This window comes from Streptomyces sp. NPDC002888 (assembly GCF_042888465.1).
Taxonomy (GTDB): Bacteria; Actinomycetota; Actinomycetes; order Streptomycetales; family Streptomycetaceae; genus Streptomyces.
The window spans coordinates 87,157-101,564 of the sequence record NZ_JBIAPU010000028.1 but is presented as its reverse complement, the minus strand read 5'-3'; the positions used below and the strand labels follow the sequence as shown (position 1 = coordinate 101,564).

Genomic DNA, 14,408 nt, shown 5'->3' with positions numbered 1-14,408 from the left:
CGCGCGAACGCGCGCGCCCCGGAACGGTCTCCTCAGTTCCCGTCGAACGCCTGACAGGCCCGCGCCTGCGGCAGCCGCCCCGTGAAGAACGAGCGCGGCGGCACGCCCATCAGGGTGCGGAAGTCGGACGTCATGTGCGACTGGTCGTAGTAGCCGGTGGTGGCGGCGAGTTCGGCCCACGGGGTGGTCGCCGCATGGGTCAGGACGTGCCGTACGCGGTTGATGCGGGCGTAGTGCTTGGGGGAGAGGCCGACGCCCTCGGTGAAGAGGTTGCGCAGCTGACGCTCGCTGACCGCGAGGTCGCGTGCGACGTCCCTGACCTGGGCGGGGGTGGTGTCGGAGCGAGTCGACAGGGCCTCCACGGCGGCCCGCAGCAGCAGGGTGCGAGAGCGGTCGACGACCTGGGCGAGCCGGCCGGGCAGTACGCGCGCCAGGTGCGTCGGCATGTCCTCCGGCTCCAAGGCGACCAGTTCTCCGGCGAGTTGGCGTGCCGTGCTCGTCGGCAGCGTGCCCAGTGGCAGGACCTGTCCGACGAGGTCGACCGCCGGGGTGCCGAGCAGCGGGCGCACCGTGCCCGGGCCCAGGCGTAGTTGCACACAGGACACCACACGCCGCTCCGCGTCCGCGTGGTACGAGGCGCGGGTGCGCGGGCCGACGACCAGAGCGTCACGGCGGCCGCCCTCCTCGACGCGTACGACCAACTTGGTCGCGGTGTCCGGCACATGGGCGATCGACTTCGGCAACTCGCCCCGTACGGCGACCGATTCGATCTCGGCGATCCAGGGGCGCAGCGCGTCGGGGACGGCCAGGGGGTGCTCGGCAAGGGCGTTGGTCACTCGTCCACGGTAAGCGCGCGGCCCGCCCGCGCGGGGGCCGCAACCGTGCCGGAATTTCCTAGAGGCGGGTGACCGCGGCCCGCCACCGTTGGGACCATGATCCTTGTGACGGGTGCCACGGGCACCATCGGCAGTGAAGTCGTACGACAGCTCGCGGCGCGTGGCGAGAAGGTGCGCGCGCTGACCCGTGATCCGGCGCGGGCGCAGGTGCCGCCCGGTGTGGAGGTGGTGCGCGGCGACTACCTCGACCCGGGGGCGCTGGAGGCGGCGATGTCCGGGACGGCCGCCGCGTTCCTGGTGGGTGTGCCGGGCCCGGAGACGCGCCATGACCTGGACCTGGTGGCGGCGGCGGGGGCGGCGGGCGTGCGCCGGCTGGTGAAGCTCTCCGCGATCGCGACGGGCGATCCCGGGGTGGGCCCCTCCGGCACGTGGCACCTCGCCGGTGAGCGGGCCCTGCGGGAGAGCGGGGCGCAATGGACGGTCCTGCGCCCCTCTTCCTTCGCCTCGAACACGTTGAGCTGGGCGGAGCCGATCGGTGCGGGCAAGCCGGTGCCGAACATGACCGGGGACGGGGTGCAGGGGGTGATCGACCCGCGTGACGTGTCCGAGGTGGCGGTGCGGGCCCTCGTCGAGGAGCGGCACGCGGGGCGGACGTACACGCTGACCGGACCGGAGACGATCAGCGTTCCCGGTCAGGCCGCCGTGCTCGCCGCGGTCCTCGGCCGCCCGGTCACGACGCACGACCTCTCGCCCGAGGAGATGCGTGACTTCCTGCGCACCTGGGGGCTCGACGAGGCCCAGGCCGAGGGGGTCCTGGACGGTACCGCCTTCGTCCGCCAGGGTGGCAACGCCGTCGTCACCGAGGACGTACGCGAGGTGCTGGACCGGCCGGCGCGAACGTACCGGGAGTGGGCCGAGGACCACAGCGAGGTGTTCGCGCCGGCGTGAGGCGGTGCCGTCGGGCCGTGTCCGCGTGGGCGGGGGCAATGGGTGCGTGCGCGTGCGCATCCGGCCTGGCGTGCGGTGCGAGATGCGACCTGGGTGGTGGCGGCCGGTCAGTCGGCGGTCGGCTCGGTCCGTGACCTGAGCACCGCCGCCGCCAGCACCAGCGCCGTCACCGCGATGCCCGTGGCCACCCGGAACGCCAGCTGGTAGCCCTCCGCCGTGGCCGGGAGGAGCTGCGTACCGCCGTCGAGCAGGCGGTCCGTGCGGCTCGCGGCGAGGGTCGACAGCACGGCCAGGCCCAGGGAACCGCCCACCACCTGCGTGGTGTTGAACAGACCGGAGGCGAGGCCGGCGTCCTCCTCGCGGGCCCCGGACATGGCGAGCCCGGTCAGCGCGGGCATCGCCGCGGCGAACCCGGCGGAGAGCAGCAGCAGCGGCGGCAGGACGTCGGCCGCGTACGAACCGTGCACGGGTGCCCGGCTCAGCAGTGCCATCCCGGCGACGATGAGGACGAGCCCGGCGAGCAGCACGCGGTACGCGCCGAACCGGCCGATGGTCCGCGCCGACAGGCCCAGCATCAGCACGCCGATCGCGACCGGCGCGGGCAGGAACGCGGTGCCGGTGGTCAACTCGTCGTAGCCGAGGACGCGTTGCAGGTACAGCGCGCCGATGAACTGGAAGCCGTACATCGTCCCCACCATCAGGATCTGCACGGCGTTCGCGCCGCTGAGCAGCCGGGAGCCGAACAGCCGCAGCCGCAGCAACGGGCGGGCGGCCCGGGCCTGGTGGAGGGTGAACGTCACGAACAGGGCGAGGGCGAGGGCGGCCGGCAGCAGGGTGGCGGTGAGGCCGCGGTCGCCGGCGCCGACGATGACGTACACGGTGAGCATCAGCGCACCGGTGACCAGCGCCGCGCCGGGATAGTCGGCGCCCTCGCGGAGCCCGGTGCCCCGCCCCGTCGGGAGGACGCGGAGTGCGGCGAGCCAGGCGGCCACCCCGATCGGCAGGTTGATCAGGAAGATCCAGTGCCAGCCGACCGCCTGGGTCAGCGCCCCGCCGAGGAACGTGCCGAGCGCCCCGCCCGCCGCACCGACCGCGCTGAACACCGCGATGGCACGGGCCTGTTCGCGCGGTTCGGGAAAGAGCGCGACCAGCATGCCGAGCACCACGGCCGTCGTCATCGCCCCGCCGACGCCCTGCAGGGCACGGGCCGCGATCAGCATGCCCTGCCCGTTCGCGACCCCGCACAGCACGGAGGCCGCGGTGAACACGACGAGCCCCGCCGTGAACATCCGCTTGCGGCCGACCAGGTCGCCGAGCCGGCCCACCAGCAACAGCAGCCCGCCGAAGGGGATGAGATAGGCGTTGACGACCCAGGCGAGCCCGGGCCCGCTGAAGCCGAGGTCGCTCTGGATGGCGGGCATCGCCACGGTGACGATGTTGCCGTCCAGGATCGTCATCAGGGTTCCCGCACACAGGACGACGAGGGACGCCCAGCGGGAGTACGTTCGTTGCGTCGTGCGGTTCGTGCGGTTCGCGCGGGGTGTTCGGGTCGTCCGCGTCCGGGACTCGGTCAGGGCCGTCATGGCGGCGTGGCCTCCGTGATCTCCATGGGTTCCGATGGTTCCGATGCGTGCTCTTGGTGCACGACTTGTAACGGGGAACATCGTGGGTGACCATGGAGGTCGGCGTAAGGAGGCAGTTCGATGTCCCAGAGGAACACCGGTGTTACCGCGCAGGTCGTGAACGCGCACGCGTGCCCGGTCCGCGAAGTTCTTGACAGGGTCTCCGGCAAATGGAGCGTGCAGATCCTGGTCGCCGCCGCACACGGCCCCATCCGTTTCACCGAGTTGGAGCGCAGCATCGAGGGCATCAGTCGCCGCATGCTCACCCTCACCCTGCGCAACCTGGAGCGCGACGGGCTCGTGACCCGCACCGTGTACCCGACGGTGCCACCGCGGGTCGAATACGAACTGACCGAGGTGGCCCGCGAGTTGCACGAGACACTGCAACGACTCACCGACTGGGCGGAACGCAACCGCGTCTACATCGCCGAGTCGCGTGCCGTGTACGACACCGAGCACCGCCCGGAACTGATCGACGCGTAAAAGTTCCTGACGGCTGTCGTACCCCTAGAGGCCCAACATGGCCGGGTCCGCGGCGAGTTCCTTGAAGTACTCCCGTGGATCCGCCACCAGCCTGCGCTGTTCCAGGTCCAGCAGCCCGCCGACGGCCGTGACCTCGGCCGCCACCGTGCCGTCGGTCTTGCGGATCGCCTGCCGCATGCGGAACGTCTTGCCCTCACCCCACTCGAAGGTGCAGGTCACCTCGACCTCGTCGCCCGCGAGCAGCTCCCGGTGGTAGCGGATGGTGGTCTCCAGGGCCACCGGTCCGACGCCCTTGCCTATGAGCCCGGACTGGCTGATTCCCGCCGCATGGAGCAGCGCCCAGCGGGCGTGCTCGGCGTAGTTGAGGTACACGGCCTGATTGAGATGCCCCTGGACGTCGGTCTCGTAGCCGCGAACGGTGACGGGGACGGAGAACGGCTCGGTCATGACTTCCCCTTTCGATGGATCTTGGCATGCTCATCTCGCTCGGCGCGGGGACGCCAGTAGATATCGAGCCCTCGTGCGGGGTTCGGTGTGTTCGCCGACCTGCCAGCCCGCCGCATCCAGGGTGGCCGCGCACGCGCGCAGCGCCTCGGGGTCGGGCTCCCGCACGGCCACGGCCTCCGGCTGCGGGGTGGCTCGCACCCGGTAGCCCCCGCCGTCCTGCGCTGCGGGGTGGTGCCCGGCGGCCTCCAGGGCGAGTGCGGCGGCCTGCACCAGATGGGTGCGCTCCCAGCCGCACGGCCGGTCGGTGGCGCCGTCCGGGTTGGTCATCCTGCGCAGCTCCAGCAATCCCTGCCAGGCGCTGTGCACCTCGCGGACGCGGGCGGGCGAGCCGTCCGGCGGATCCTCCTCGCCGCCGACGCGCGCCGTGAAGACGCCCGATGCGGCCGACTTCGGGGGCTCGGGAGTCTCGGGCACCGCCTCCCGTATCCGGTGCCCCGCCGGGGTCAGGAAGTGGTCGTGCGGCGGGCGCGGGTGCCGGAAGGCGAGCCCGTGCTTCACCAGGGCCGCGAGCTGCGTTTCCGTACCCCGCAGGCGCCCCGTGACGGGATCGGCGGCGTCGATGACACGCCGCTGCGCGGCGGTCGGCGGTCGTGTCACGGCGGGCTCCTTCCCGGTCCGGGTCATCGGTCCGACCCGGGTCCGAGGTTACGACGGTGGTCTGACATTCCACCCGGCGATCACCGGCCGCCCGTGCTCGGTGCCGAGCCGGCTCATCGTCCCCGTCGCCAGCTGGAACAGCGCCCCGTGCGACGCCGCCAGCCCCAGCCGCCGGGCGGTGAGGACGCGCAGGAAGTGCCCGTGGGCCACGAGGACGACGGCGCCCTCGGTGTTGGCGAGTGCCGCGTCCGCCTTGGCCAGCACGCGGTCGGCGCGCTCGCCGACCTGGTCCGGGGTCTCCCCGGGGTGTTCCGGCGGTCCGGGCGCCACGCCGTCCGTGAACAGGAACCAGCCCGGCCGGGTCCGCTGGATCTCGGGGGTCGTGATCCCCTCGTACCCGCCGTAGTCCCACTCCCGCAGGTCGGCGTCGACCCGTACGTCGTGCAGCCCGACCAGCTCGGCCGTCTCCCGCGCCCGCTGCGACGGACTGACGAGCGCGGCCCCGATCCGGTGCGAGCGGATCAGCGGAACCAGCCGCCGCGCCTCCTCGCGGCCGCGCTCGGTCAGCGGGACGTCCGTCCACCCGGTGTGCCGCCCGGACCGCGACCACTCGGTCTCACCGTGCCGGACGAGGAAGAGATCACCCATGCCCCCAGGCTACGAGGCGCTACTGACGGTAGCCGCTCAGGAACCGCCCGATCCTGCTGATCGCCGCGTCGAGGTCGTCCGTGTGGGGCAGTGTGAGGATGCGGAAGTGGTCGGGGGTCGGCCAGTTGAAGCCGGTGCCCTGGACGACCTGGATCTTCTCGCGCAGCAGCAGGTCCAGGACGAACTTCTCGTCGTCGTGGATCGGGTGCACCTTCGGATCGATGCGCGGGAAGGCGTACAGCGCGCCCTTCGGCTTCACGCAGGACACGCCCGGGATCTCGTTGAGCTTCTCCCAGGCCACGTCACGCTGTTCGCGCAGCCTGCCGCCCGGCGCGGTGAGCTCGTGGATGGACTGGCGGCCGCCGAGCGCGGCCTGGATGGCGTACTGGGCGGGCGCGTTGGCGCACAGGCGCATGGAGGCCAGCATGGTCAGGCCCTCCAGGTAGTCCCGCGCGTGCTGCTTCGGGCCGGTCACGACGAGCCAGCCGGAGCGGAAGCCCGCCACGCGGTACGTCTTCGACAGGCCGCAGAAGGTCAGGACCACCAGGTCGGGGGCGAGCGCGGCGGCGGAGTGGTGCACGGCGTCGTCGTACAGGATCTGGTCGTAGATCTCGTCGGCGAAGACCATCAGGCCGTGCCGGCGGGCGAGGTCGAGGATGCCCTCGACGATCTCCTTGGGGTAGACCGCGCCGGTGGGGTTGTTCGGGTTGATGATGACCACGGCCTTGGTGCGGTCCGTGATCTTCGAGGCCATGTCGTCCAGGTCCGGGTACCAGTCGGCCTGCTCGTCGCAGAGGTAGTGCACCGCCTTGCCGCCCGCGAGGGTGGTCACCGCCGTCCACAGCGGGAAGTCGGGGGCGGGGATCAGGATCTCGTCGCCGTCCTCGACCAGCGCCTGTACGGCCATCGAGATCAGCTCGGAGATGCCGTTGCCGAGGAAGACGTCGTCGACTCCGACCTCCAGGCCCAGGGTCTGGTAGCGCTGGGCCACGGCACGGCGGGCCGAGAGGATGCCGCGCGAGTCGGTGTAGCCGTGCGCCTGCGGAAGCATCCGGATCATGTCCTGGAGGATCTCCTCCGGCGCCTCGAAGCCGAACAGCGCCGGGTTGCCGGTGTTCAGGCGCAGCACGCTGTGCCCCGCCTTCTCGAGCGCGTTGGCGTGCTCGACCACCGGGCCGCGGATCTCGTAGCAGACCTCGCTGAGCTTGTTCGACTGCCGGAACTCCATGCGCGCTCGCCCCTCCGGTTCGGTGTGTTACTTGGTTTTACCAAGTTCGAGCTTGGAAAGTCCAACAACATGTCTAGACTGCGTCGCATGTCACCTCGCCGAAGCTACGACCAGTACTGTTCCGCCGCCCGCGCGCTCGACGTCGTCGGTGACCGCTGGACCCTGCTGATCGTCCGGGAGCTGCTGGCCGGTCCCCGCCGCTACACGGACCTGCACGCGGACCTGCCCGGCGTGAGCACGGACGTACTCGCCTCGCGTCTGAAGGACATGGAGCGCGACGGGCTGACCACCCGCCGTCGGCTGCCCCCGCCCGGCGCTGCCTACGTCTACGAACTCACCCGTCGTGGGGGGGAGTTGCTGCCGGTGCTCCAGGCGCTGGGGGAGTGGGGGCGGCCCGAGCTCGGCGAGCGGCGCCCCACGGACGCCGTCCGCGCCCACTGGTTCGCCCTGCCGCTGCTGCGCTCCCTGGAAGGCGGGGGCCTCGTCGAAGTGCGGCTGGACGAAGGGGACTTCCACCTGCACGTCGGCGCCCAGGACGGCCCGGTCTACGGTGACGGCCCCGCGCCCGTGGAACCCGACGCCCGCCTGGCCCTGGACGGCGAGACGTGCACGGCGCTGGCCCGGGGCGAGTTGAGCCTGACGGACGCGGTACGGGACGGGCGGGTCGAGGTGACCGGCGAGGGCACGCTCGCGAAGGCTTTGCGGGAAGCATGAGCGAAGGCCCGCTGCTGTCGAACGCAGCGGGCCTTCAGGGGCTGGCTATTGACGGTTTCTCAGGCGCCCGGCGGTACCCGCGACGGCCGTCCCGAGCCACGCGTCAGCGTGTACCCGCCGATGCCCGCGAGCGCGGCCAGCAGACCGCCCACCGCGGTCCACACCCACCGGTCGGACCACCAGCCGGAGGACCAGCCGTCGTCGGGCTCGATGGCGGACAGGACGGCGGAGTCCGAGGAGTCCTCGTCGTCCTTGTCCGACGTGACCGCGATGCCCGGCACCAGCGGCTCGGCCAGCGAGCCGTCCACCGCGGCCGCCCCGCCGATGTCCTTGGAGTCCGCCCGTACCTCCGCGCTGACCGGGAGGCCCAGGTCGGACGTGGGCAGGCCGACGACGGTCAGCCGGACGTAATAGGTGCCCGGCAGCGGGTCGTTGGCCCACGGCTCCGACCAGCCACGCACGGTGCGCAGCACGCATGTCAGGTCGAGGGAGGAAACGCTGCCGGTCGCGGTGCGCGTCTGGGCCCCGTACTGGCAGGCCTGGCGGCGCCGCAGGCCGTCGTACACGTCGACCTGCCAGGTCTGCGACGCGTGCGTGTCGGGGAGCTTGACCGTCGCCTTCACGGTCGGGCGCTGCCCAGTGTCCGCGGGGAACGACCAGTACAGGTAGTCACCCGTGGAGCCGCTCGCCGTGGCCGTCTGCCCCTGCTCGATCTCCGTCGCCGTACGGAACGACGTGCCCGCCCGGGTCGGCGCCGAGCCGTCGTCCGAAGGGCTCGCGGACGGCGAGGAGTCGGCCGCCGCGGGGCCCGCGGCCAGCCCGAGCGTCAACAGGGCCGCGCTCAACACACGTGTGATTCGCATCAGTTGGTCCTCCAGACCGCGAAACGCCAGCGCGACAGCCAGCCCCACAGCAGACCGGCGACGAAGCCGGTCAGCACCAGTGCGCCGAGCAGCCACCAGCCACGCCCGAGGCCGAAGGAGGCCACGTCGCTCGCGTTGCTCGGCCCGTCCACCACGTCGACCGTCAGCTCCAGCGGCATGCCCGGCGTGGTCTTCACCCCGGACGCCGCCGAGAAGGAGTTGGTCACCTGGAGGCACACCGTCTCGGCGGCCGGCTTGTCGCTGTCGTCGTCGTCCCGCTCGGGCTTCGGGTAGCGCAGCCCGGTGGAGATGACGTCCGTACGGCCGTTGCCCGCGGCCTCGCCGCGCACGATCTCCCGGCCGTGCACGGTCACGGCCCGCAGCAGCGTCCCGTAGTCGGGGTTGACGGCCCGGTCGGCCGCCACGCTCACCGAGGCACGCAGCTCCTGGCCCGCCTGGACGTCCACGCGGTACCAGCGCTCCTGGCCGAACTCCTCGCGGTCGGTGTACAGACCCGACTTGAGCGTGGGCGCCTTCGCGCACGCGTCGGCGCCCTGCGTCGCCACCGGCGTCACCACCGGGTCGGCGGCACGGTCCACCAACTGGTTGACGCGGTCGGTGAGTTCGTCGGTGTGCTCCACCGAGGTGTACGTGCCGCCGGTCGCCTCGGCGATGCAGCTGAGCTGCTTGCTCAGCTTGGTGCTCGGCACCAGGCCGAGCGTGTCGATGGTGAGGCCGATGCCCTTGGCGGCGATCTCGCGGGCCACCTCGCAGGGGTCGAGCGGGGCGCAGGTGTCCTCACCGTCGGTGATCAGCACGATCCGCTGGGAGCCCTCGCCGCCTTCGAGGTCGTCGGCCGCCTTCAGCAGGGCGGGGCCGATCGGCGTCCAGCCGGTGGGCGTGAGGGTCGCCACCGCCGTCTTCGCCTCGGTGCGGTCCAGCGGGCCGACCGGGTAGAGCTGCGCGGTGTCCTTGCAGCCCGTCTTGCGGTCGTCGCCCGGGTAGTTGGCGCCAAGGGTGCGGATGCCGAGCCGGACCTCCTCGGGCGTCGCGTCCAGCACCTCGTTGAACGCCTGCTTCGCCGCGGCCATCCGCGACTGGCCGTCGATGTCCCTGGCCCGCATCGAACCGCTCACGTCGAGGACGAGGTCGACCTTCGGCGCGTTGGCTGTGGTCTCGTCGGCGGTCGCCGCGGCCGGGAACGCGATCCCGGCGGCGAGCGCGGCGAGCAGGGCGCAGACGCCCGCCGCCAGCCGTTGTGTTCTGATCATCGGCGGATCCTATTGATCAGGAGCCTCCCGCTTCAAAACGGGTCCGCCCCGAAAGGGTTCGGCAGCTGCGCCCACTGATCCCCGGGCACCCCGGGAGACAACCGCATCAGCGTCAACGCCTTGACCGGCAACGGCTCTTCGCACAGCGCCACGACATCCGGCGTGCGCGTGAGCCCCCTTACGGCCGTCTCCAGCGCCGCACGCAGCGCCTCGCCCGAACCGGCCGCCCCCGCCAGCGCCCCGGCCACCAGCGACCCGAACAGCTTGCGGCGCAGCGTCGACACGTCGTCCGTGACGACCCGTCCGGTCAGCTCCGGGACGGGGATGCCGTGCCGGGCCAGCCGGGCCGGGCTGATCCGGACGTCGGCCAGGTCGCGGTAGACCAGCCGCAGCGGGGCGCCCGTCGCCGACAGCACGACGAGCAGGTTCTGGCCGTGCGCCTCCAGCGCCACCCCCAGCTCCAGCAGCCGCAGCCCGACGGTCAGGGCGAGCCGCGCGAAGTCGGCCAGCCACTCGGGGGAGCCGGGCAGCCCGGTGGCGGCCAGGGCGGCCACCGGCACGACATGCTCCCCGGGCGCCGCGTACGTCTGCGGCGACTCCCGCAACACCGCCGCCAGATCGGGGGAGTTCGCCGTCGCCGCACCCAGGGTCCGCGTGACGTGCAGCAACCCGTCCAGGCGCGCCGCCAGCGCCTGAGCGAACGCCGACAGCGTCGCGGACAGCGCGATCGACTGCACCGAGATGTCCCGCACCGACGACGTCAGCCGGGCACTCAACGCGGTCTTCACATGCGGCCCGCCCGGGAGCGCGAGGGTGCGCAGCGACATCAGCGGATGGGCCGAAATCCCCTCCGTACAGGACACCTTGAGCACATGAGCCGCCTGCCACGGATGCACGGGGACCAGCAGCCGCCCCCCGTCCCGCATCCCCTCCGGCCACGTCCCCGACACCAGACACTCCTCCACCGGGACCGGCACGAGACCCAGCTCCACCACCGGCCGGTGCTCCGGCCCGTACGCCAGCTGCTCGGCCACCGAGAACCCGGGCCGCGAACGGCAGTTGGGGTGGTAGGGATGCCCGTCCACCACCCGCTGCTCCCACTCCCACCCGTGCGCGGGCCACGCGTTCGAGTGGGGCGGCTGCCCGGCCCGCGACAGCGCCAGCGACGCCACGCTGTGACCCACTTCCGCCGCGAAGCCCGCCCCGTGCGGCACCGCCAGGTCGCCCAGCAGCCGCGCGGGACAGTCGTACGCCACCTCGTCGAGCCGTACGGCGGTGACATACGCGGAGGTCGCGTACGGATCCGCGTGCGGGCCGTGCAGGCGGCGGCCGTCGGCGAGGCGCAGGGTGAGCCCGTCCCGGCCCCGCTCACGGCCGGTGACCCAGGGCAGCGGCTCATGGGCGAGCGCCCGCCACAGACGGGTCAGCACGGCCGCCCGGGCGCCCGGCAGCACGGCCGCGTACCGCGCCCCGAGGTCGGGACGCACAGCGGCCAGTTCGGCCGCGACCTCGGCCTCGGCGGCGGGGGCAGGGTGCACGGGCGGGCTCCTCGGGTACGAGTCGTACGACTGGGGCGTCACGGCGTGACGTGACGACGGCGATACTGATCATCTCCGTCCGACTGGACCGTAGGGAACGAGTGGATCGCGTGGACCTCCTGCCCCCGACCGCAGGCGACGACGCCCCGGCGCACGATGATGCCGCAGCGCGCGTGGCCCGGCGCGCCGACGCCCAGGCGGCCGCGCCGCTGCTGAACTGCCTGCTGCGGGAGGTGGCCGAGCCCCTACCGGCCCAGGGCGGGCGGCGGGTGTACCGGCTGCCCGGCGGAGGGCGGCTGCTGCGGGTGCGGGGCGAGCGGCGGCCCGCCGAACCGGAGGTGTACGCGGCGGGCGCCTGGCACCGCCTCGACCACACCGAACTCGTCAAGCTCGTCGCCGAGGAACTGCGCCACCACACCGGCCTGTCCAACCACGAACTGCCCACCGAGATGATCGACAGCCGCGACGCGGTCGCCGCGCTGCTCGCCGCACGCACGCGTGCCATCCCGCCCGACGACCCCTACCTGCGCTCCGAGCAGTCCCTCCTCACCGGTCACCCCTACCATCCCGCGCCCAAGGCCCGCGGCGGCGGGCCCGTCGCCGCCTGGCTGCCGTACGCACCGGAGGCGTACGCCCGCTTCCCGCTGGTGCTGCTCGGCGTGCGCGAGGACACGGTCGTCGAGGAGGGCGACACCTCCGCACTCGACGCCCTCGGCGAGGCCCCGCCCGGCTACCGGCTGCTGCCCGCCCACCCCTGGCAGCTCGACCTCATCGGACAGGAGCTGGCCGAGGCCTTCGCCGACGGCCGGCTCGTCCGGCTGGGCACGACCGCGGTCGAGACCTGGCCGACCGCCGCGATCCGCACGCTGTACGCCCCCGACCGCGACCTGTTCCTGAAGTTCAGCCTGGACGTCCGCATCACCAACGACATCCGCCGGCTCTGGCGCCACGACCTGCTGAAACTCCGCCGGACGGACAGGGCCGCACGCGACGCCTTCGCCGCGATCGACGGCCCGGCGGCCTGGCTGAGCGACCGCGGCCACCGCACGGCGGACTTCGCCTTCGAGGAGCTGGCCGTGCTGGTGCGGGACGGCCTGGGCGGACATCTCCTGCCGGAGGCGACCCCGCTGCTCGCCGCGGGCCTGGTGGAGGGCTTCGAGGGCAGCCCGCTGGACGCCACCACCGATCCGGGCGCCTGGTGGGAGGCGTACCTGGAGGCCGTCGTGCCTCCCGCCCTGGCGGCCTTCGCCGACCACGGAGTCGTCCTCGAAGCGCACCTCCAGAACACCCTGGTCGCCGTCGACACCGACGGCATCCCCGTGCAGGCGCTGTTCCGGGACGCCGAGGGCGTCAAACTGCTGCCGGACGTCTCACGGGCCGCCGGCTGGGAGCGCCTGGTGTACTGCCTGGTCGTCAACCACCTCACCGAGATCGCCGGCGCCCTCTGCGAACGCCACCCCGGCCTGGACCCCTGGCCCGCCGCCCGCCGCGCCCTGGCCCGCCACGACCTCCCCGAGACCGCCGGGCTGCTCGCCTCACCGACACTCCCCGGAAAGACGAACCTCCTGCTGCGCTGGACGGGCGCGGACGGCGCCGACGCCCGCTACCTGCCGCTGCCGAACCCGCTCGCCATGAACACGCGGTGAGCGCCTGGCCGGTCCTGGCCGGTGGGCTGCACGTACGTCGTGAAGTTCACTTGCCAGGACCTGCGGAGACGCGCGCGGCCTGTGCGGGGTGTTCCCACTTCAGGGCCGATGCGCGGAGTCCCTCGATCGTCCGCCGGACGTCCGCGACCGGCACGCTGTGGCCCGGCCGTGCGGCCGCGGCCAGGGCCAGGCTCCGGCGGGCCAGCTCGCCGTCGTCCGGGGACCAGACGGAACGCTTCTCGAGGTCCGTGAGCGCGTCGTCGACGCCTCCCTCGGCCTCGACGCCCAGCTCCGCGACAGCGGCCTTGACCGCGGCGACGACGACACCGCCGCAGAGCCTCGCCGCGACACCGGCCTCGCCCTCGTCGGCCGCCCGCTCGGCGAGCGCGAGAACGGCGTCGGAACCGCTGCCCAGCGCGCTCATGTCGTGCGTCGGGAACAGGCCGCGGACGTCCTCCACGACGACGTCCAGGTACAGCTGCCGGTAGAACGACGGGCAGACACAGTCCCGTACGTCCGCCCGCCACCAGTAGTTGACCGAGACCGAGGCTTCGTCCTGGGCGGAGACCTGGTGCCACCAGAAGGCCGGGAGGAAGAGCAGGTCACCCGGCTCGACCACGGCCTCCCAGTACTCCGCCTGCTCGAACCTGGGGAACTGCTGCAGGTCGGGGGCCTTGACGTCGACGCGGCTCAGATGCCGGGTGCGGATGTCGAGCGGACCCGGGTAGAGCAGGTCGCTCTGGGCGGGGTTGAAGAGCAGGAACCGCTTCGTCCCGGCCAGCTGGGCGAACAGGTTGTTCATGTTGTCGTAGTGCAGAGGCGTGTTCGACGCACCCGAGGCCATCCACAGGTTGATGTCGGTGATGGCCTCGGACGGAACGAACGGAGGGACGATCAGCTCGCCGTGCAGCTCGGGGAGCGCGCCGGGGATCGACATCTGCTGCATGCTGATCCGGCGGCCGGACGAGGTGTCGCGGAACTCGGCGGCGAGCCGCGATCCGGGCATCGACTCGTAGCGCAGCCCCTCGCGCGCGTCCAGGTTGTACCGGAACGCGCCGTCCGCGTCCGCGATGCTGACGGGCATCTCGCGGTCGCCCAGACGCTCGGAGATGTACTCGGGAGTCCACTTCCGCATGGCGCCGAGCGCGTCGGTGCCGCGGATCACCACCGGGGTCGTGGTGAGGACCGAAGCGCGGGTGAGGGGCTCTTCGGGCAACGAGGAAACGATGTCCACATGTCCCAGCGAGCGGGCTCCCGGCATGACAGCTCTCCCTTCCGAAGCTTCGGGCGATCCGCACCACGATGATCGACAGCGGTGTTCCTGTCGAGGCACGAGCCTCCGAACGCCCGCCCAGCAGCCCATCAGCGCGTTCAACCTGCGCACCCGCCGCAGTTGATCGGGCTGACGAGGGTGGCGACCCGTCCGCCCGCTGCGGCAGACTCCGGGAGAACCGAGTCCCGGCCCGCTCGATCGCGCGGCAACACGAAATCCACGGCGGTCGCTCAC

At 72.6% G+C, this 14,408-nt stretch carries 14 protein-coding genes; 4 read left to right on the top strand and 10 right to left on the bottom strand.

Annotation, left to right across the window (positions count from 1 at the left end; translation table 11 throughout):
- Nucleotides 1-32 precede the first annotated feature (32 nt).
- The gene (locus ACFYWX_RS35680; RefSeq protein WP_389428993.1) at nucleotides 33-836 is read right to left on the bottom strand and encodes a helix-turn-helix domain-containing protein; all 804 of its coding nucleotides are present in this window, start codon (nucleotides 834-836) and stop codon (nucleotides 33-35) included.
- 96 nt (nucleotides 837-932) lie between these two features.
- Between ACFYWX_RS35680 and ACFYWX_RS35675 the strand changes: the two genes are divergently transcribed.
- A complete protein-coding gene (locus tag ACFYWX_RS35675; RefSeq protein WP_389428992.1) occupies nucleotides 933-1,784 on the top strand; it encodes an NAD(P)H-binding protein in 852 nt (283 codons plus the stop codon).
- 107 nt (nucleotides 1,785-1,891) lie between these two features.
- Here ACFYWX_RS35675 and ACFYWX_RS35670 read toward each other — a convergent pair whose 3' ends face one another.
- Nucleotides 1,892-3,367, bottom strand: a complete 1,476-nt coding sequence (locus ACFYWX_RS35670; protein WP_389428991.1) for an MFS transporter — start codon at nucleotides 3,365-3,367, stop codon at nucleotides 1,892-1,894.
- 120 nt (nucleotides 3,368-3,487) lie between these two features.
- Here ACFYWX_RS35670 and ACFYWX_RS35665 point away from each other — a divergent pair, with 120 nt between their 5' ends.
- A complete protein-coding gene (locus ACFYWX_RS35665) occupies nucleotides 3,488-3,889 on the top strand; it encodes a winged helix-turn-helix transcriptional regulator (RefSeq protein WP_389428990.1) in 402 nt (133 codons plus the stop codon).
- Nucleotides 3,890-3,913: 24 nt separating this feature from the next.
- On the opposite strand, the gene ACFYWX_RS35660 is transcribed toward ACFYWX_RS35665, so the two are convergent.
- Genes ACFYWX_RS35660 through ACFYWX_RS35645 form a run of 4 tightly spaced genes read right to left on the bottom strand, consistent with a single transcriptional unit; the run spans nucleotide 3,914 to nucleotide 6,869 of the window.
- Complete coding sequence (locus tag ACFYWX_RS35660; RefSeq protein ID WP_389428989.1) at nucleotides 3,914-4,336, bottom strand: acyl-CoA thioesterase; 423 nt, start codon at nucleotides 4,334-4,336, stop codon at nucleotides 3,914-3,916.
- 30 nt (nucleotides 4,337-4,366) lie between these two features.
- Entirely contained in the window at nucleotides 4,367-4,993 is a 627-nt protein-coding gene (locus ACFYWX_RS35655; RefSeq protein ID WP_389428988.1) for a hypothetical protein, read from the bottom strand.
- Between the two features lie 48 nt (nucleotides 4,994-5,041).
- Nucleotides 5,042-5,641, bottom strand: coding sequence for a histidine phosphatase family protein (locus ACFYWX_RS35650; RefSeq protein WP_389428987.1), 600 nt, complete (start codon nucleotides 5,639-5,641; stop codon nucleotides 5,042-5,044).
- 19 nt (nucleotides 5,642-5,660) lie between these two features.
- Nucleotides 5,661-6,869, bottom strand: coding sequence for a pyridoxal phosphate-dependent aminotransferase (locus tag ACFYWX_RS35645; protein ID WP_389428986.1), 1,209 nt, complete (start codon nucleotides 6,867-6,869; stop codon nucleotides 5,661-5,663).
- A gap of 87 nt (nucleotides 6,870-6,956) precedes the next feature.
- Here ACFYWX_RS35645 and ACFYWX_RS35640 point away from each other — a divergent pair, with 87 nt between their 5' ends.
- Nucleotides 6,957-7,583 carry a winged helix-turn-helix transcriptional regulator gene (locus ACFYWX_RS35640; protein ID WP_389428985.1) on the top strand — a complete coding sequence of 209 codons (627 nt, stop codon included), beginning with the start codon at nucleotides 6,957-6,959 and terminating at the stop codon, nucleotides 7,581-7,583.
- A gap of 59 nt (nucleotides 7,584-7,642) precedes the next feature.
- On the opposite strand, the gene ACFYWX_RS35635 is transcribed toward ACFYWX_RS35640, so the two are convergent.
- The 3 genes from ACFYWX_RS35635 to ACFYWX_RS35625 are packed head-to-tail and all read right to left on the bottom strand — an operon-like array spanning nucleotide 7,643 to nucleotide 11,255.
- Nucleotides 7,643-8,446 carry a hypothetical protein gene (locus ACFYWX_RS35635; protein WP_389428984.1) on the bottom strand — a complete coding sequence of 268 codons (804 nt, stop codon included), beginning with the start codon at nucleotides 8,444-8,446 and terminating at the stop codon, nucleotides 7,643-7,645.
- The gene (locus ACFYWX_RS35630; protein ID WP_389428983.1) at nucleotides 8,446-9,717 is read right to left on the bottom strand and encodes a VWA domain-containing protein; all 1,272 of its coding nucleotides are present in this window, start codon (nucleotides 9,715-9,717) and stop codon (nucleotides 8,446-8,448) included. The genes ACFYWX_RS35635 and ACFYWX_RS35630 overlap by 1 nt, the downstream gene beginning before the upstream one ends.
- Before the next feature lie 32 nt (nucleotides 9,718-9,749).
- Nucleotides 9,750-11,255: an IucA/IucC family protein gene (locus ACFYWX_RS35625; RefSeq protein WP_389428982.1), complete on the bottom strand. Its 1,506-nt coding sequence runs from the start codon at nucleotides 11,253-11,255 to the stop codon at nucleotides 9,750-9,752.
- 101 nt (nucleotides 11,256-11,356) lie between these two features.
- Here ACFYWX_RS35625 and ACFYWX_RS35620 point away from each other — a divergent pair, with 101 nt between their 5' ends.
- On the top strand, nucleotides 11,357-12,901 hold the full coding sequence (locus ACFYWX_RS35620; RefSeq protein WP_389428981.1) for an IucA/IucC family protein: 1,545 nt from the start codon (nucleotides 11,357-11,359) through the stop codon (nucleotides 12,899-12,901).
- A gap of 46 nt (nucleotides 12,902-12,947) precedes the next feature.
- On the opposite strand, the gene ACFYWX_RS35615 is transcribed toward ACFYWX_RS35620, so the two are convergent.
- Nucleotides 12,948-14,117, bottom strand: a complete 1,170-nt coding sequence (locus ACFYWX_RS35615; RefSeq protein WP_389428980.1) for a cupin-like domain-containing protein — start codon at nucleotides 14,115-14,117, stop codon at nucleotides 12,948-12,950.
- Nucleotides 14,118-14,408 lie beyond the last annotated feature (291 nt).